The following is an 18,296-nucleotide window of genomic DNA, read 5'->3' as shown; positions in this document are numbered from 1 at the left end:
ACGCTTTTTATTGAATTCATGCGGCTTTTAGCTTGTCATCTGCCCATGAGTTGATCACAATCGCAGTTATCTTTATATCAGGCTGTCTCTCAAGCTGTAGCCCAACTTTTTGGAAAGACGATATGACACAGAAGAAAACCTTGCCCTTCCCAGCCAAAAGCGGCGTTAATTATTTTCTCGATGGCTTTGGTTTAATTACACGTAAAGGCCTGCGCAGTTTCGTGTTTATTCCCTTGATGATCAACCTGCTGCTGTTTGCGGGCGTCATTTATGTAGCAATAGGCCAGTTAGATACGCTATTCACTTGGATGAATGCCCAGTTGCCTGACTACTTAAGCTGGTTAAACTTTTTACTTTGGCCGCTCGCAGTCACCACTATGCTGGTGATGCTCGCCTTTATATTTAGCTCGGTGATGAACTGGCTCGCCGCCCCCTTTAATGGTCTGTTGGCTGAAAAAGTCGAGCAGCTGTTAACTGGCAAGCCGCTGAATACCGGTTCTGGCATCGATTTAATCAAAGACTTACCGCGTATCCTTGGGCGTGAGTGGATAAAACTCAAATACTATCTGCCCCGCGCATTGGTATTTTTATTGCTGTTTTTAGTGCCTATGGTGGGCCAAACGCTGGCGCCAATCCTATGGTTCCTGTTCAGCGCTTGGATGATGGCGATTCAGTACTGCGATTATCCCTTCGATAACCACAAGGTCAGTTTTAAGGATATGCGCTTTGCCTTGAATCAAACCCGTGGCACCAGTTTTAGCTTTGGTGCCACTGTGACACTGTTTTCGATGATCCCCATCGTCAACTTTATCGTGATGCCTGTGGCGATTTGTGGCGCAACGGCCATGTGGGTCGACAAGTATCGTGAAGCCTACCGCAATCATGCAATCGCACCAGAATAATTAAAGATACCAATACTTATCTAAAAAATATGTTTTTATGACTAAGTTCTATAGTCATTATTAGGTTAAGTTGATCTTTCGAAAGCGATGATTAGACGTTATATGTTGCTTCGACAATGGTTACCATGACATCAATCTATGCCAAGATTGATGTTTACCGTTGCACGCATATTCTATCCATAACACTTTTTAAAATTGATCAATTACCCAATAATTGATAATCAAGACTACCATTATGGTAGAACCTGATCTCAATAAAACCAATTTGTTTTTTCGATAATGACAATTGCTCTATTAACCATAGATAGCCGATTTTGTAGACGTTTTGCAATAATTCGATTAATTCATCCTCAGGCATATTTGCATCATTGATATTTAACATACGATACCAATTAAACTCTTTAAAAGGTGACAGAATTTCAGACTCTTGCACTTAAGGTAACAACAAAGCGTAACATCTTAGTCAGTGCGGTACTGCTTTAAAATGCCATCTAACTCGACCGAAGCATGGTGCAGATCATTGGCTAAGGTCACACTGCGCTGGGCCGTTTGTTTGATAGTTTCCGACTGATGGCGGATTTCATTCAATTGTCCGGCAATATCGCGCGCGGCGACACTCTGCTCTTCCGCCGAGGCGGCAATTTGGCTGCTCATATCAAATACCGCATTGACCGATTGCGCCATGCCTTGGACATCATCACCGACGGCGATGATCGCGCTGCGGCCTTCATCGGCCTGATCGACTATCTCCATGGTAATGCTAGATAAACGACTCGTGCCAGATTGTAAGCCTTCAATCATAGACTGAATTTCTACCGTGGCCTGTTGAGTTCGGCCCGCTAAGGTGCGCACTTCATCGGCGACCACGGCAAAACCACGACCCTGCTCACCGGCACGCGCCGCTTCAATGGCCGCATTTAGGGCTAACAAATTGGTTTGCTGCGAAATACTGTTAATCGTCGTGACCACGGCATCAATACTCGCCGCATCCTTGGACAATTGTTCCACCGATGAAAACGCCGCGCCAATCTTAGTTGAAAGTAAGCCAATACTTTCCACTGTCTGGCTAATTCGCCCTTGGCTAGCCGACATTTGGGTTGAGTTTTCTTTAGTCTGCAGCGAAGTGTTGCTCGCGTTGATAGAAACTTCTTCAATCGCTGAAGTCATTTGCGCCATTGCCACGGCAACGGAATCGAGGAATTGATGTTGGAACCCAATCAGCTCATCACTGGTGGCCGCCTGTTGATTAAATTCATCGGATGCTAATGACAAGGTTTGTGCATTTTTGCCAATCGCCGACACCATTTCACTCATATTATCGGCGCAGCGGTCAATTTCGCGGGCAATCAAACTGAAATCGTCAGTGCCAAAAAAGTTTAATCTAAAGCTCAAATCACCGTCGGCTAAGCGTTTGATGGCTAAGTACATATCCCACAAGCCACCGCCGAGTGAGGTCGAAATCCAGTAACTCAGTTGGAATAAGGGCAACAAGCCCACGAATGCTAACCAGAACATAAAGTTAGCATCGCTACGCGCATCGGTTTCCCACTCGTGGACATTCTGCGTCAGTTGTAAGGCTTGACCTGACACACTGGCGCTGGCCGTCACTTTATCCCCTTGACGCTGCGCATCACTTTGCCTTGAAGTTACAGTTAACCCGTATTGGCTGGCAAATTGAGATAAGGCGTCAGCTTGTAGCTTTTGCGCCGTTGCAACTTGCGCTAAGGTATCGACGCTAGCTTGAACCCGAGCGATTGAGGCCTGCTCAAGGTTACGGTGCGCATGTTGATAGTTGACAAGCGCCACGGCGGCCGTGATCAGCGCCACCATAGAACACACTACCCAAAACTTTCCGTTGAGACTGAACTTGATCAATATGGCATCAATGGTACGAAACTGGATTTGTTTCATCTTGGTAATTCCTAAGAACAAAATGCTATTTGGCACTAAATCAGCAGTATAGCTCAGATTGTCACGACAACTATGTCAGTCATAAGATCTGAGCAGGTATTATGCTAATCCGCGCTAGCAACTTGGTTACGTGTGGCGGCAGACCACTTTTGTGTCAGAGTAACCAACTGCCCCGTTAACAGGCTCATGCTAAAACCTAATAAGCCACCAATGATCAACGACGGCACGACATTGGCCACATCACCCGCCATAGCAAAGGTAGTGCAACAGCCAATAAATGCGCCGGGAATAAAGCTAAGCTTTTGATAACTTGCCTGTAAACACATGGCCGAAGTGGCTATGCCGGTAAAAATATACCCAAATACGGGCGAAATAAAAAAGCTGCTACCCGAGATAATGAGCCAAGCCCAAAATACACCGGACAGGTTTGTGCACCACGCCATCATCACGCCCTGAAAGCCAGCCTTAGGTTGAGCAAAAAAAGTGCTACAACCTAAAAAGCCGATCCAAGTGACCAGATGAAAAGCATCTGCGACGCCACACCAAATAGCCGCCAATAGGCCGGCAGAAATAGCGACTTGCCAACGATTTTCCATGGATGACCCCTTTAGTAATTCTATTCACGGAAGTTTAATACCCTTGGGCGCTCTAAAATGTGTATTTTGAGGTAGCTTGGGTAAACATATTGGTTAAATTACCTCTATTTTGGTAACAAAAACCTGATCTATTGCTAATTTTCGGCATTAATGCCCGTAAAATCGCTAACAAGCAAATTTTTTGTGGTAAAAAAACGAAAAAAGCGCTTATTAGGCGCTTTTTTGTTCAAACGGCTTTCAGTTAACCCTCTTGCCGACACTTACACTCGCAATAGTTTATTCGCGGGAAGATCGCGGATCCTCTGCCCCGTCGCCGCAAAAATCGCATTGGTTAAACTCGGGGCAACGGGCGGCACACCCGGCTCACCCACGCCTGCGGGCGGCGCATCGGATGCAATAATGATGATCTCCATATCGGGGGTTTGGGGAAGTCGCAGCAAAGGATAATCGTGGAAATTCGATTGCTGCACTTTACCCTCTTTGTAAGTGATTTCACCCATCAAGGCTAAGCTCAGACCAAATATAATCGCACCTTCTGTCTGGGCTTTTACCCTATCGGGGTTAACTATCGTGCCCGCATCGATAGCTGCGATGGCATTCAGTACTTTAAGCTGTTTATCCTCGGACACTTCCACCAGCATAGCCACAGCAACGTAACTGACAAAACTGCGATGTACGGCAAACCCCCAGCCCTGATTTTTACCCGCCTTGGGCGCCTTAGCTTGGGCTTTTTCGACCGCGTCGATTACCTCCAAATAGCGACTAACGTCCACGGGATGACGATTGAGCTCTTCGCCATAGTTGCCATATTTAAAGCCTTGGTTATCAAAGGTCTCACGCCTTGATTGCCCAAGTAAGCTGCGCCACATATCGGGACAAGACATCTGAGCTCTGTGAGCCATTTCATCGACAAAACTGCCGACACTAAAACCGTGCTGAATGTTACACACAGAGCGCATCCAACCAATACGGCTGTGCGCCTGCGCTTTTACCGCTTCGTATCTTAAATTTGGCAAAGCAAAGGGCACATCCACAAAGCCTAAATCCAACTCACCGCCAGAGGGATATTCCACCCCTTCGGCAAAGGTTGAACTGATCGATGGGAATCCCGTACGGGCTAAAAGCGCGGTCGGTTTGTTGCTGGCATCAAACAGTGCCTGATAGGACTGGGCGCTGATAGCATGGTAATAACCGTTTTGAATTTCATCTTCGCGGCTCCAACTCACCTTAATTGGACGCTTGAATTGCTTCGATAACAGCGCTGCTTCAACGCTAAAATCAGGTTTAGATTTACGCCCAAAACCACCACCCAATAGGGTGACATTCACTTTAATCGCATCTTCTTCCATACCCAGCGCAGCGGCCACATTTTGCTGGGTACTTTGCGGGGTTTGGGTCGATGCCCAGATTTCACAACCCTTTTCAGTCACATGGGCAGTAGCTACGGGCGGCTCAATAGAGGAATGGATTAAATAAGGCACGGTATAAACCGCTTTTAACGTATTCGCCTCGGGCCAGTTTTTGATTTCATCACCAGCTTGACGCACGACATTACCGCTTTGCTGTACCCGCTCGACCAGTGACTTCAAATAAAGACTTGAATCATGCTGACCGTTGTCGGCCTGAGTCCAAGTGACTTTTAAGGCTTTGCGCCCTTCGAGGGCACTCCACGTGTTTGTGGCGATAACAGCTACGCCGCCCAAAGCCTGAAACGCGGGAGCGCCCTTAGCTGCGGGCAAACGATACACATCCACTACCCCGGCCACTTGACGCGCTGCGGTATCGTCCAAGCTTGCCACATCGCTCCCAAGCACGGGCGGGCGCATGATGCTGGCGTAGAGCATGCCCTCGAGTTTGATATCGTAACCATAAATCGCGCTGCCACTTAACATGGCATCCATATCCACGATTTGGCGTGATGCGCCAATCTGCTTGAAATCTTTAACCTCTTTAAAGGTTAACGACTCAACGGCAGGAACTAGCTGCTCTGATGCGGCTAACGCTAACTCACCGAACTTGGCCGAGCGGCCCGATTTAGCATGCAGCACTTTATGGTCGGCGGTATGCACCTCGCTCACGGGGACTTTCCAGCGCGCGGCGGCGGCTTGCTCTAGCATGGTTCTTGCCATCGCCCCCATCTGGCGCATACGGTCGTAATTTTCGCGAATACTGCGGCTACCGTCAGTGTTTTGGCTGGCATAACGTTTATCGGCTAAGCCTTGAATGGGTACGATTTTATCCCAATTCGCTTCTAACTCTTCGGCTAAGACTTGCAGAATGCCGGTTCTGATCCCCTGTCCCATCTCGGAGCGATGACAAGTGAGGTACACTTTGTCGTCTTCACCGATGGCAATAAACAGATTCAGCCGCGCTTCTTTATCCTGCGCCAGCGCCATGGGGCTCCAAGTTAATCCACTCGCCCCTAATGCTAATCCGCCACCCACTGCGCCAAACAGTTTTAACACATCGCGGCGGCTTAAATTTTCTACGGCAGTAAAAGTACTCATATTAGCCCTCCTGTTTGGCATAGTTTTGCAGTGCCGCTTTAATCCGCGGGTATGTACCGCAGCGGCAGAGATTACCCGACATGGCCGAGTTAATTTGTTCTTCAGAAGGTTTCGGATGCTGCGCCACTAACGCCGCAGCCGACATCAGTTGGCCCGCCTGACAATAGCCGCACTGGGGCACGTTATGTTCGGCCCATGCATTTTTAAGCTTTTGATTATCAAGGCCTTCAATTGTTGTTAGTTGTTTTCCCTGTGCCTGCCCCAAACTGGTTAAGCAGGCCCGCACGGGTTGGCCGTCTAAATGCACAGTGCAAGCACCGCATAGCCCTGCACCGCAGCCATATTTAGTGCCCGTGAGCCCTAAAATATCCCGTAGTGCCCACAGGATGGGCATTTTAGGATCAGCATCTAAGGTAAATGATTTACCGTTGATGGTCAGTGTTTGATTAGAAAGTGTCTGAGAGGAAGCGGCGGTATTCGCTTCCTTGACGACTGCTTTGGTTGATAAAACTTCTGCCATAACTCACTCCTTAAGTGCCAACCACGACGCAAGATCGGCTTGGGTATCAATATCAATTGCGGCGCGGGGTAGTGTTATAGCGACTAACGCTCCCTGCTGTGCTTGTTGTTTTAAAATAGATTTCGCCCCGCGATCACCACTCAAGTGGGTGAACAAAGGCAATGTAGAGGCATTAAAAATAGCAGGTACACCTAAATCATCCAAATAATGGGCGACAACGTCTTTACCCGTTTCATGCCATGTCAAAATCAGTTGGCGATAATCATCGGCGCTCAAGGCCACTTGGTCAGCGAGCGTTAGCAGCATGGCATCAAAGCCTTGCTCCTTAGCATAACTTGCCGCCAAACTCACAGAGGAGGCCAAACCCGTGTGCCACTGCGGATTAATCAAAATATCAAAGGAGTGGCGGGAGTTAAGTTCGGCTAATAATGGTTGCAATACGTGCTGGTGAGCACCGAGTATGACTAACAAAGGCGTATGCTGGGGCGAATGTGTGTCTTGGCGCTCCAAATCTAAATCTTGGTAATGAAGCTGTTGTAAACGCTCAACATGGGTACTAATGATGGCTTGTTCACTGATTCCAGTCGCGCTAAGCGATGGTATAAGCTGCGCTAACTTAACCCCCTCAAAGCGCTTACTTTGACCCGCCGCAAGTACCACGATCAACAGCCGCTTGGATGAGCATGGCGCCTGCTCTGCCAACGTTAGCACAGCAGACTTTGGCACTGGCGGCAATGTCATCAACGCATTATCTCATCGAGATGTTTTAAGGTCGCACCATGGAGTACGCCGTGGCATTGGGCCAAAATACTTAACGCCACTGCGCTCGGTAACTCGCCGCCAAGGGCAAGCCCTGCGGGGGCAGAAAACACCCCAGAAAAAGATTCAGTACTCAGCCCTGCCATCCCAAGCACTTTATCCCGTCTATGGGCAGGGCCAAGCAAGGCGACATAGGCGAGTGGGTGGGCTTGAATGACCTTCAATGCCGCAGCATCTAAGCCCAAGTTATGATTCATCACCACAGCGCAATCCAATTGAGCGATATGATTCGCGGTTAATTCCCCCGCGGTAAGTTTCATTATATGGGCATGGGGGAAATCCGCCGCTCTGGCATAGGCGGTACGACCATCAAAGACCGTCACTTGCCAGCCTAAGGTATCGGCCATGGCGGCAATAGGCTTAGCGTCGATACCACCACCAAAAATCCCAAGGTGGAATCTCGGTCTCAGCGGAATAATCAGCGATTCTCCCGCCTCTTGGGTGAAGACGCCTGTGCGGACAAAATCGCTGGCGGGGAACGGTGTCAACGCTTCGGGGTAGAAAGCGGCCTGATATTGGCGCGCATCCGTCCCCGCTTTGACTAATGGCAATTGATAAAAACCCGACCGACCGTGGCGAAATGCCTGTACTAGCTCAATCAAACCAAGATCATGATTCTCTTTTAAGAGTGGGATCAACATGATATCTACTATGCCGCCACAGCCGAGTCGATAGCTGGCATCGGACTCATCGCTCGCGTCATAGGTCACGCACGTGACTTGCTTTGTCTGCATGGCCTTTTGGGCATGGCGGCGGAGATCGGCTTCTAAGCAGCCGCCACTTAACATACCCACGCCTTGACCGAACTCATGAAACAACATCATGGCGCCGGGTTTGCGATAGGCCGAGCCTTGAATTTGGGTGATCACCGCAAGCACCCAAGCGTCATCCGCCAGCGGTAACCAATGCTCTAGTAAATCTTCGATTTGGTGATCCATCCGCAAGGACTCCATTGGGTTAGGGATATTTGAAAAGACTTAATGCACTTTTTACTGTCGACACTATCGAAACAAATAACCGTCGAAACTACAAACTGTCAAAACTAAAAAATCGCTGGTTAAGATCGCTGATGAATATCACAGCTATCGACGTCTATTTTGGTATCAAGGTTTGATGCGAGTTTCATTTGTCGATAAAAAAGCATCGCCAAACGCTCGGTATTAAACACTTGGGCAACCAAGTTAGCAAAGGCGTGTACGTATTGAAAGGAGTAATAGATGTCAAAAAGTGTCGAAGCAGAAAATATGTTCAGGGGAGGATTCAAAGGGGAAGGATTGACATCCGTGTCTTGAGTGGAGTTAGTTCGTAAATCAACCACATCTCATCTAAAACTGATATTCCCCCGCCTTAGTGCGCAGTATCTGAGATTGATTATCTAGGCTAATTGAGGTCGATTCTATCTGCTCGATAATCTGTGATACTTCACGGGAATTATCGCGGATCACCATCATACTCGAAGCGATTTCTTTAGAAACCAAGGACTGTTCCTCAGTTGAAGCGGCAACCTGAGTATTGATCCCATGAATCGCTTCCGTACTGTGACGAATGTCCTCAAATACAGCCACGATACGTTGCAGCTCTACTCCCGCCTTTTGCATAAGCGTCGCGGCTTGAGTCACAGATGTGCCCACTTGATTTGTACGACTCTGAAGGCTTGCGACAATATCATCGATTTCTTTAGTGGAATCTTGGGTTCGCTGGGCTAGTGATCTAACCTCATCGGCAACCACAGCGAAACCTCGCCCTTGCTCACCGGCTCTTGCGGCTTCAATCGCGGCATTCAGTGCCAGCAAATTCGTCTGCTCTGCAATCGCCTTAATCACACTCAACACATTACTGACTTGGGTGCTTTCGTTCACTAAATGCGACATAGAGTCTTGAGTATTGGTAAACTCAGTTTCTAATACCGACATGGCTTTCAACGCTTCCGATACCGTCTGTTTACCCACAGTGACATGCGCTTCATTTTCAGCGGCGCGACTTTCAGCGTTCGACGTGCTCTCACTCACATGCACTAACGTCGTGGTCATTTCCTCCATCGCACTGGCGCTGGCATCCAGTTCTCTCGCCACCCGATTTGAGCTTTCACGCGAAACTTGAATGGATGCCTTGGTTTGCTTCGCTAAATCAGCGACCTCTTTTGCAATACCATCCGTTGTCGATAAGGAACTAGCAAGGGAAGAGATAAACAAGTTGATTTGATTAACGATCTCGCCAATCTCTCCCTGAGTAGTAACGGAGATCCGCCGCGCAAGATTTTTAGATCGCTGAATGTCGAGCAACTCACTACAGGTCTGCACTAAGGGAGTCACAATCCGACTCTTAACGATAATGAATCCACCAACGGCCGCTAGAATCACGATGAACAATACTAACTGTGACCAGTTTAATGCCGCATGTAAGGAGTCGAGTCGACCATTAACTTCACCATCGGTACGTTTATCCAACGCCGTAAAGAACTCATCAATCGGCTGCATGATCTTGGCTTTTTCTCTATGGTATTGGTCGCTATGTAGTAACTCCCTCGCCATGGTTAAGTTCGGCTCGCCTTTTATCGTGTAGGTTTGGGTGTTGGGGTCCATAAAGATACCTTTGACGGCATTCATGGCTTTCACTTCGAGGGCGACTAACGCATCTGAGTTTTTTTGGGCTTGTTCGAGGTAACGGAATTCTTCATCGGAAAAACCGAGGGACTTCATTTGCTCTTTTATAGCAATTCTCGCGCCGTCTGGCTTTGGCTTATCGCCATAACTCAGTACCAAATCCCAATAAATCTGATGGTACTTTTCGGGTCTGGGTTTCTCACCATTACGGATAGCCAAAATATCCATATACATTTTTTCGTATTTTTCATCACCAGTGACGGCGTAGGTACGGGCGAGACGTGTTAAGTCATCGGAACCTTGCCTTAATTCATCGGCAAGTTGATAGGACTGATATCGGATGCTGGCGGCATCATTAAAGAGATCGATTTTAGACTTCACATTGAAGCTCAGTGCCGCAGAAATCACGGCACTCGCGACTATGGTCGAAAATACCACACTCATCATGGTTTTTGTTTTCATACTTACCCCAATAGACAGAAGAACTGCTTTAAGTCTAGAAGGAAAATCAGAAAACATGGGTAAAAGTGGGACAATCAATGGAAATAATCATTTGATTTGCGAGTGATTATCGCTCACAAATCACGCAAAGATTAATAGCATGACACTTAAAGTAAAAGTTGGTCCGCGACAAAAGGATTATGTTCGCGCTCTTCACCAAAGGTCGACATAGGGCCATGTCCAGGGATAAATTCGACTTCTGTGCCTAAAGGCCACAGTTTTTCGGTGATCGAGTGAATTAAATCCTGATGATTTGATTGAGGAAAATCAGTGCGCCCAATTGAGCTTCTAAACAAAATATCCCCCACCCACGCCAACTTAGATTGGGCAGAGAAAAGGGCAATGCAACACAGACAAACTTTGTTCACCCACTTGCACGTTATCGCCGTCCTGCAGGTATTGATCCGGTTCAAAGGCATCGCAATGGGGAAAACCGAAGTTTTGGCTTTGCTTAGGTAAGTTGTCAATCCAAAATTTATCGGCGATATGTGGACCGATAATCGGCACATTGGCCGCTTGTGCCAAAGCTTTTGCCCCACCTACATGATCGATATGCCCATGGGTAAGGATAATTTTGTCGAGAACGAGTCCAAGTTTTGTTACTTCGTTTTGGATCCTGTCAATATTGCCACCAGGATCCACGACCGCAGCTCGCTTGGTTTTCTCACACCAGATCAGGCTGCAATTTTGCTGAAAAGGTGTCACTGGAATAATCTGATACTTCATAGCTTCAATCTCGTGTTATCCATAAGCGATAGATTACGCTAAGAAACTCATCATGGCTCAAATTTAAAATGGAAAAATTGATCTTCACCAAAAGCTAATCAAATAATCCTAGCCTGCTGCATAAACTATTTGGTCTATACCCAAGGTAGTTGAAGATACGTGTTTCAACTAGCCTAGGTTGCTGCATCTTCAGGTTATTTGGGTATACAATCTGCCAATCACAATAACATGATCCTCTGCCATTAAGGTTGTTTGATGAAACCCGATATTATTCTCGCCGGAGTGCTGGCGAAGAAACACACTTTTACCTTACCCCTCAACTATCAAAATCCGATTGCAGAGCAAATCCAAGTGTTTGCCAGAGAACTCTGTAGCCCAGAAAACAAAGATAAAAAGCTACCTTATATAGTGTTTTTCCAAGGCGGCCCGGGATTTGCGGCCATGCGCCCCGCCAGCAACAGCGGCTGGATCCGCCGCGCATTAAAAGAATATCGGGTGTTATTACTCGATCAACGCGGCACAGGCTTATCAACACCGATTAATTACCAAAGCCTGCAACACTTAGAGCCCGCAGCTCAAGCTGAGTATCTGAGCCATTTCAGGGCTGACAATATTATTCGAGATGCCGAGACGATTCGTGCCCAGCTTTGCCCCGCCGATAAATGGGCGATTCTTGGCCAAAGTTTCGGCGGATTTTGCGTATTACATTATTTAAGCGTCGCCCCTCAAGGTGTCAGCGAAGCCTATATTACAGGTGGCATACCGTCATTAACCCGCAGCGCCGATGATGTCTATCTTGCGACTTATCAACGCGTACTGGCGAAGAATAAACAATTTTTCCAACGCTTCCACGATGCCCAACATTTAGTCACTCGCTTAGCAAAACACTTGCTTGAAAACGAAGTGTATTTAGCCACGGGAGAACGCCTCACTGTTGAAATGTTGCAGCTGCTGGGTATTAATATCGGAATGGAGCAAGGTCCTGAATCGGTTTACTATTTACTTGAGCAAGCCTTAATCAACACGGCTTCAGGGACAGTCGTGAACCCGTTATTTTTAAATCATTTCGGTCAAATGCTCGATTACAACACTAACCCGATTTTTGCCCTGCTGCATGAGGCCATTTACTGCCAGCACTCAGCTTCACAATGGGCGGCACACAGGGTAAGACAACAATTCCCCGCCTTTAACTATCAGCAAGGTAAGCCGTTTTTATTCACCGGCGAGATGATTTATCCTTGGACGTTTGACCAATTCAGTCACTTAGTACCGCTTAAAGCCGCAGCTGAAATCCTTGCCCATAAATCAAATTGGCCTGCACTGTATAATCTTGAACAACTGGCGCAAAACCGCGTCCCCGTTGCCGCGGCCATTTACAGTGAAGATATGTTTGTCGAGATGCAATACAGCCTTGAAACCGCGCAACAGGTCGGCAGGCTAAAATATTGGCTAACATCAGAATATGAACACAACGGCATTCGCATGGATGGTGAGCACATACTGGATAAGCTCATCAGCTTAAACCGAGGCGACACCTTAAGATAAAAGTTAATTTTAAGGGCTAATTAAGTTAACGCTGACATTATAAACCCGCTCCTCATCTATTGAGTGATTTTGGCAAGTTTCAACGACCTATTTCCGTAAGAGTAAACCGTTTTGGTTTACTCTTTTTTTTGCAAAAAAATGCACTCACCTTAGGCGAGTGCATTGACCAAAATAGTCAAATAGACAGGGAAGTAACGTGTAACAGTCTTAGAACTATCGCTTCATCTTCGGGTAAGTAAATTCATGGCATTGATTGCAATAAACTTTACTTTCTTTATGCTCCTGATGACAGTAAGTACATGGTAAATCAGTACCATAATGTAAACTATCATGCGGATTGGGCTCGACCGAATGTCCGGCGCCTTCAGGTCGCTTAGTCAGCTTAGCCACATCCTGAGGAGAGCCATGACAGTTAGCGCAGACTGCTGCATCAGGTATGCTCTTACGCTTTAAATCACCATGGCAGGCAGTACAGTCAACCTTACCATTAGTGCCGGTCATCACATCCTTATGATAATCCTTAATATTCATAGAATTAGCTGTTATTGGCAGTATGAGCATGCAGCCAAGTAAAAGTGTATATAAGGGTTTTAACATCATACTCTTCCTATGGCGGGGCAAACTGCCCCGTATAACATATTAATAATTAGCGATAAATTCAGTTGAGGCTTGGATATCAGGCGTGAAAGGGCGATCTTTTACTACAAATGGCACTTTTTCACGATATGCCTTGTACATGGCTTCGGTAGCTTTACCTAAATGAAGATCTGGATTGGACAACTTGCGTAGATCAATCGCTTGACTTGAATGCAGCAGCTCTAAACCGTAAATCACACGGGTGTTATCGACAATCTGAATCAAATTGTCAGCGGCAAACTTAAGGTTAGTGAAAGTATCTTCAATGCCCCCCGCAATTGAGATCCCATCAAATGACACTGGGGTCGCCAACTGTTTATTACGAACCTGCATATCTACAAATGCTTTTTGAATCGCGCCAAAAGCATGCCCATTATTTCCTGGAGCACTTAAAAAGCGTGGCAGCTTAGTGAAGTGATCATCGGATAAATGGACAGTGCGCATGACACTGTTATGGGATACATGTGTTAGTGCCACACTCAAATTTTGTACTGCTAGTGCGACAGGTAGAGGTTCAAAGTTAGTGGTTGGGAACACGCCACCTTGACCTTCGACCATGTACTTAGCAACCTGTGGAAATTTCGCATATTCATTGGATGCACCAACAATAACGGCAGGATTATCATCCGAATGATTTATTTGAATATTGATCACATCATTAAGCTCAGCCAAAGCATGCTCAGCGCTCGCTAACGTGTATGCTGTCGTTCTATAACTTAGAGGGTCCTGCAGCGGACGTTCATCATTAAGCTGCCATAAATAGCTACCATCTAACTGTTTTAGAATGTCACTAGTAGTGGCTTTGATATAAGGGAAAGGACGAATATCATTGGTTTGTGGTAAAAATGGAGCAACATTACCGTTTAATCCTTCAAGGCTTAATCCAAACAGTGTCGGGGATACGGATAATAGCTGTTTTGCCGCTTGCTGCCCTTGCATTGCATAAGCTACGGCAAAAGCATTGTTAGACAAAATAGATAACGCATCTTTCCCCATAGGCACAAGTGGTGTAATTCCGGCATCCGCCATTGCATCCTTACTGCTAACACGTTGCCCCTTATAAAATACTTCCCACTCACCAACCATAGCCAACCCGACATGAGATGAGAGCAAAATATCCGCTTCACCTACAGTGCCATTTACTGGAATGACAGGCGTCAATCCTTTATTGAGATAAGCTTCATAAAGTTCAGCAACAAGAGGTTGAACCCCAGTTTGTCCTGCGAGCATAGTATTTAAGCGCACCGCTAAGGCTAATCGTGTTAAACGGATAGGTGCTGCGTCACCGACTCCTGCACTATGGGCACGAAAGGTACTGTAGTTAAAGTTTCGAGATGCCTCTAGTACTGCATCACTCAGCTTGCCATTGGCATCAAATAACTTGTGGTCTTTGTTCAAACCAACGCCCACTGTTAGACCATAAACTGGCTTACCTAAACGAGCAGCTTCCATCAATAAGCCATTAGCCTTAACAAGTTGAGTTTTAGCTTGGGATGCTATTTTAACTTTAGCGCCATCGGCAATCGCCCATGCTTGTTCTTGCGTTAGATGTTTGCCATCAAGGACGACTTGCTCCATCGCTAAAGCACTCCCTGAGAGAAGGCTCAAAGTAAACGATGCCATCAAAACAGATTTATTCATTATCATTCTCCAATATATTGTTATTTATAATAAAATTTAATTATTCTTGCTTAAGCACTATCGCTTTTGCCGCTGCACAATTTCGGCCTGCGTTACGCCCTGTGACAACCCCCTCAGCAACAGCACAAGCACCTAAACGGCTAGCACCATGGATCCCACCCGTAGCTTCGCCTGCCGCATACAGCCCTGGAATGGCTTGGTTGGTGACTAAATGCAGTACTTCTGATCGGGTATTCACTTTAACGCCGCCCATGCAATAGTGAACTTTTGGCCACATACGGACGGCATACCAAGGTCCTTTATCGAGCACTATGGCCTCTTGCATTGGACGCGCGAACTCTTTGTCTGAGCCACTTTTTACCGCCTCATTCCAACGGGCGACTTGCGCCTTTAGTGCGTTCACTGGCATTCCATAGATAGTCGCAAGTTCCTCTAAGGTGTCTGCTTTACTAATCACCTTATATTTCAGTCCCCAATCTAAGGTTTGCGCCTTACTAGCCCCTTCTGCATTAGTGAAACCAATAGGATAAACAGGCTGACCATGTTCATCACGGCGAGTCATGATGGCGTCAGCTCTAGCTTTACGATCTGCAAGTTCATTGAAGAAACGTTCACCAGTACGCACATCCACCACAATACCGTGGGGATAGGTCGCAATCGTGTTGAACTGGGATGCGGTGCCAAAGCCTTTTTCATCGGGAGATGCCCATGGGCCGAGTTGAATTTGGTCTAAATGAATAGGGTTAGCGCCCAGGAGCATCATTTGCTTTAGCGCTTCTGACGTTGCGCCTGCATGATTGGTTGAATCTAAGTCATTATTTAACTCAGGTAACTGCATCATGCGATATTCAATATCGCGACCAAAGCCTCCCGTTGCCATGACAACACCACAACGCGCGCCTATGCGACGTATTTTACCGGTTCGCTCATTAGGAAAATAAAAACCTTCACGAACTTCAATCCCAATCACGCGACCATCGAGATCTTTCACAAAGCTTTCGAGCTTGGTCTGATTTCTCATCACCACGCCTTTATCTCTCGCGGCGTTAATCAGCGGTCTGATGATACCTGCCCCTGAACTTTCAACTGTTTGCAAGACTCGTTGTATTGAGTGACCACCAAAATGCTGCACGAAAGGTTTCCACTTAACCCCATGTTCAATCAACCACTGACAGGATTCAGCCGTGCCATTACACACCAGTTTTAACATCTCAACATCATTCATGCCCCGACCTGCTCGCATCATATCGGCGACCATTTCATCGACAGAATCATTAATTCCAGCCTGTTTTTGCAACTCAGAGCCCGCCACAGCCATGGCACCGCCATTGATTGTTGAGTTACCGCCAAAGACAGGCATCTTGTCCACAACCATAACGCTCACACCAGCCTCTCTAGCTTGTAATGCTGCTGACATCCCAGCAAAGCCGCTGCCGACGACCAGCACATCTACAATCTCGTCGAATGCTTCAGGAGCTGCATCGCAACTTGCTGTTGCAGGTAAGGCTATTGCAGCCCCAAAGCCCGCAGCCATCACAGCCCCACCTTTTAGCAACTGCCGACGGCCCGTATCAATATCTTGAGTTTTACTCATGCTTACTTCCTTCAATAATTGCTGGAACTTGTCAGCATGGAAGTGCATGCGCTGTGCCAAGCACCTAAAAAGAGGTAATTAAGTGGGGAACTTTGATTGGAGGCACGGAATCACGAAATATAAAGATCTACAATCACGATACTTAATGATTAACATGAAATATCAATGGAAAAACACTTTTATCACGAATCGACACTGAGATTATGCAGTAGCCTACAACTCGAAAAGTCCCTGCAAAGTTACTTCGAGTTTATTCGGGATGAACTGCCTATTGATGGGCTATATATTAATATTTTTCGCAAACAATTTAATGACATACAATTTATTGCTCATGTCAATGCTAATCAATCCTGTACCTTAGATAGGCAAATATCTATCCCTGAAGAACTGGCTCAGTGCTTAGATGATCCTCAACGCCCGCGCGTGAGAATTGTTAATGATATTGAGCACGACCCAATCACTGCTTTAGTTGCACCTAAGGTGATCAGTGGTATTCATTCGCTGATCATTTTGAGAATGTCTATCGAAAATACCCACCTTGGGATAGTCGGATTTTATGCCAAAACGACAGGCGTTTTTCGCCCTCGTCATGCTGATTTAATTGCTCCGCATATGCATGCATTAGCCTTAATCACTGCACTCAATTTACGCGGGCGTAACTTACTTAAAGAAAATGAAGCACTCTCAAAGCAGAATGTGAATCTTCGCAGAACACTGGATGTCCAAAATGGCGTAGTGGGAGCCAATTCAGGCTTGAAACACGTCATGCAGCAAGTGCAATCTATTGCCAAGATTAATACGACCGTCCTAATGCTGGGTGAAACGGGGTGTGGTAAAGAAGTGATAGCCAATGCTATTCACGAACTTTCTGAACGTTCGGACAAGCCCTTTATCAAGGTCAACTGCGGCGCCATTCCAGATACTTTGATTGACTCCGAACTCTTTGGTTATGAAAAAGGGGCATTCACTGGGGCTGAGTCCCGTAAAATTGGCTACTTCGAACAAGCCAATGGCGGCACTATCTTCCTCGATGAAATTGGTGAGCTACCACTATCCGCACAGGTTCGATTACTCCGTGTACTTCAAAATAGCAGTATTACCCGTGTAGGTGGGCATGATGCTGTACAGCTTGATATTCGTATAGTGGCTGCCACCCATAGAAATTTACAAGCTATGATACACAGAGAAGTGTTTCGGGAAGATCTTTGGTATCGCTTAGCTATTTTCCCTATTGAAATCCCTTCATTAAGGCAAAGACGTACAGATATTCCTTTACTAGTACAGCACTTTATTGAGCAACTAAGTTCAAAGTTTAACCTGCCTCAATTGCCAAGAGTTACACCGGAACAATTGAATATTCTGAATCAATACGCTTGGCCAGGAAATGTCCGAGAACTCATTAACGTGCTCGAACGGGCGATAATACAACAACCTTCAGGACCGTTAGATTTTGGCTTCCTTGCTCCACATCAGGGTGAGGAAATTACGACCCAAGCAAATCAAACCGTTATCATAGATCCAAACTATGCGAGCGATAAACTTGTGCCCCTTGATGTTATGACCAGAAAATATATTAGTCATGCACTGCGAATTACAGGTGGAAAACTCTATGGTCCAGGAGGTGCGGCTGAGTTATTGGACATCAATGCTAATACCCTGCGCAGCAAGATGAAGAAACTGGGTATTGTGTAATCTTTCATCGGCAACGATGACTCTATAACAAAAAGAAGACGTCGGTTAACGCGGTACACAAATAACAAAGGTCACATAAGTGACCTTTGAAAACTCAATGGCT

The 18,296-nt window shown here is 46.5% G+C and carries 13 protein-coding genes and 1 pseudogene; 3 read left to right on the top strand and 11 right to left on the bottom strand.

Annotation, left to right across the window (positions count from 1 at the left end; translation table 11 throughout):
- Window positions 1-122: 122 nt before the first annotated feature.
- Window positions 123-902, top strand: a complete 780-nt coding sequence (gene cysZ, locus Q4Q46_RS18695) for a sulfate transporter CysZ (protein ID WP_311906738.1) — start codon at window positions 123-125, stop codon at window positions 900-902.
- A 459-nt stretch (window positions 903-1,361) separates the two neighbouring features.
- Here cysZ and Q4Q46_RS18690 read toward each other — a convergent pair whose 3' ends face one another.
- The 8 genes and pseudogenes from Q4Q46_RS18690 to Q4Q46_RS18655 all read right to left on the bottom strand — a co-directional run bounded on the left by Q4Q46_RS18690 (window position 1,362) and on the right by Q4Q46_RS18655 (window position 11,085).
- Complete coding sequence (locus tag Q4Q46_RS18690; protein WP_311906737.1) at window positions 1,362-2,813, bottom strand: methyl-accepting chemotaxis protein; 1,452 nt, start codon at window positions 2,811-2,813, stop codon at window positions 1,362-1,364.
- A 104-nt stretch (window positions 2,814-2,917) separates the two neighbouring features.
- On the bottom strand, window positions 2,918-3,409 hold the full coding sequence (locus tag Q4Q46_RS18685) for a DUF1097 domain-containing protein (protein ID WP_028761013.1): 492 nt from the start codon (window positions 3,407-3,409) through the stop codon (window positions 2,918-2,920).
- 260 nt (window positions 3,410-3,669) lie between these two features.
- Window positions 3,670-5,916, bottom strand: a complete 2,247-nt coding sequence (locus Q4Q46_RS18680; protein WP_311906736.1) for a xanthine dehydrogenase family protein molybdopterin-binding subunit — start codon at window positions 5,914-5,916, stop codon at window positions 3,670-3,672.
- 1 nt (window position 5,917) lies between these two features.
- Window positions 5,918-6,436 carry a (2Fe-2S)-binding protein gene (locus Q4Q46_RS18675; protein WP_311906735.1) on the bottom strand — a complete coding sequence of 173 codons (519 nt, stop codon included), beginning with the start codon at window positions 6,434-6,436 and terminating at the stop codon, window positions 5,918-5,920.
- Between the two features lie 3 nt (window positions 6,437-6,439).
- Window positions 6,440-7,177, bottom strand: a complete 738-nt coding sequence (locus tag Q4Q46_RS18670) for a nucleotidyltransferase family protein (RefSeq protein WP_311906734.1) — start codon at window positions 7,175-7,177, stop codon at window positions 6,440-6,442.
- Entirely contained in the window at window positions 7,177-8,193 is a 1,017-nt protein-coding gene (locus Q4Q46_RS18665) for an XdhC family protein (RefSeq protein ID WP_311906733.1), read from the bottom strand. Before Q4Q46_RS18665 ends, Q4Q46_RS18670 begins: the two co-directional genes overlap by 1 nt.
- A gap of 387 nt (window positions 8,194-8,580) precedes the next feature.
- A complete protein-coding gene (locus Q4Q46_RS18660; protein ID WP_071939561.1) occupies window positions 8,581-10,320 on the bottom strand; it encodes a methyl-accepting chemotaxis protein in 1,740 nt (579 codons plus the stop codon).
- A 146-nt stretch (window positions 10,321-10,466) separates the two neighbouring features.
- Window positions 10,467-11,085: pseudogene (locus tag Q4Q46_RS18655) on the bottom strand (MBL fold metallo-hydrolase).
- A gap of 255 nt (window positions 11,086-11,340) precedes the next feature.
- Between Q4Q46_RS18655 and Q4Q46_RS18650 the strand changes: the two are divergent.
- Window positions 11,341-12,630, top strand: coding sequence for an alpha/beta fold hydrolase (locus Q4Q46_RS18650; protein ID WP_311906732.1), 1,290 nt, complete (start codon window positions 11,341-11,343; stop codon window positions 12,628-12,630).
- 213 nt (window positions 12,631-12,843) lie between these two features.
- Here Q4Q46_RS18650 and Q4Q46_RS18645 read toward each other — a convergent pair whose 3' ends face one another.
- Genes Q4Q46_RS18645 through Q4Q46_RS18635 form a run of 3 tightly spaced genes read right to left on the bottom strand, consistent with a single transcriptional unit; the run spans window position 12,844 to window position 16,501 of the window.
- A complete protein-coding gene (locus Q4Q46_RS18645; protein ID WP_311906748.1) occupies window positions 12,844-13,227 on the bottom strand; it encodes a cytochrome c3 family protein in 384 nt (127 codons plus the stop codon).
- A 42-nt stretch (window positions 13,228-13,269) separates the two neighbouring features.
- On the bottom strand, window positions 13,270-14,907 hold the full coding sequence (locus Q4Q46_RS18640; RefSeq protein WP_261272891.1) for an HAL/PAL/TAL family ammonia-lyase: 1,638 nt from the start codon (window positions 14,905-14,907) through the stop codon (window positions 13,270-13,272).
- Between the two features lie 40 nt (window positions 14,908-14,947).
- A complete protein-coding gene (locus Q4Q46_RS18635) occupies window positions 14,948-16,501 on the bottom strand; it encodes a flavocytochrome c (protein ID WP_311906731.1) in 1,554 nt (517 codons plus the stop codon).
- A gap of 165 nt (window positions 16,502-16,666) precedes the next feature.
- Here Q4Q46_RS18635 and Q4Q46_RS18630 point away from each other — a divergent pair, with 165 nt between their 5' ends.
- Window positions 16,667-18,193: a sigma-54 interaction domain-containing protein gene (locus Q4Q46_RS18630; protein WP_311906730.1), complete on the top strand. Its 1,527-nt coding sequence runs from the start codon at window positions 16,667-16,669 to the stop codon at window positions 18,191-18,193.
- Window positions 18,194-18,296 lie beyond the last annotated feature (103 nt).

Origin of the sequence: Shewanella vaxholmensis, assembly GCF_031932135.1 — a bacterium.
Lineage (GTDB): Bacteria > Pseudomonadota > Gammaproteobacteria > Enterobacterales > Shewanellaceae > Shewanella > Shewanella hafniensis.
The sequence above is the reverse complement of the archived record's forward strand: the minus strand, read 5'-3'. Positions and strand labels throughout refer to the sequence as shown.

Bases quoted from the DNA above. Each gene is read 5' to 3' on its own strand.
- cysZ (WP_311906738.1), top strand. From the start codon at position 123: ATGACACAGAAGAAAACCTTGCCCTTCCCAGCCAAAAGCGGCGTTAAT.
- Q4Q46_RS18690 (WP_311906737.1), bottom strand. From the start codon at position 2,813: ATGAAACAAATCCAGTTTCGTACCATTGATGCCATATTGATCAAGTTC.
- Q4Q46_RS18685 (WP_028761013.1), bottom strand. From the start codon at position 3,409: ATGGAAAATCGTTGGCAAGTCGCTATTTCTGCCGGCCTATTGGCGGCT.
- Q4Q46_RS18680 (WP_311906736.1), bottom strand. From the start codon at position 5,916: ATGAGTACTTTTACTGCCGTAGAAAATTTAAGCCGCCGCGATGTGTTA.
- Q4Q46_RS18675 (WP_311906735.1), bottom strand. From the start codon at position 6,436: ATGGCAGAAGTTTTATCAACCAAAGCAGTCGTCAAGGAAGCGAATACC.
- Q4Q46_RS18670 (WP_311906734.1), bottom strand. From the start codon at position 7,177: ATGACATTGCCGCCAGTGCCAAAGTCTGCTGTGCTAACGTTGGCAGAG.
- Q4Q46_RS18665 (WP_311906733.1), bottom strand. From the start codon at position 8,193: ATGGATCACCAAATCGAAGATTTACTAGAGCATTGGTTACCGCTGGCG.
- Q4Q46_RS18660 (WP_071939561.1), bottom strand. From the start codon at position 10,320: ATGAAAACAAAAACCATGATGAGTGTGGTATTTTCGACCATAGTCGCG.
- Q4Q46_RS18650 (WP_311906732.1), top strand. From the start codon at position 11,341: ATGAAACCCGATATTATTCTCGCCGGAGTGCTGGCGAAGAAACACACT.
- Q4Q46_RS18645 (WP_311906748.1), bottom strand. From the start codon at position 13,227: ATGTTAAAACCCTTATATACACTTTTACTTGGCTGCATGCTCATACTG.
- Q4Q46_RS18640 (WP_261272891.1), bottom strand. From the start codon at position 14,907: ATGAATAAATCTGTTTTGATGGCATCGTTTACTTTGAGCCTTCTCTCA.
- Q4Q46_RS18635 (WP_311906731.1), bottom strand. From the start codon at position 16,501: ATGAGTAAAACTCAAGATATTGATACGGGCCGTCGGCAGTTGCTAAAA.
- Q4Q46_RS18630 (WP_311906730.1), top strand. From the start codon at position 16,667: ATGGAAAAACACTTTTATCACGAATCGACACTGAGATTATGCAGTAGC.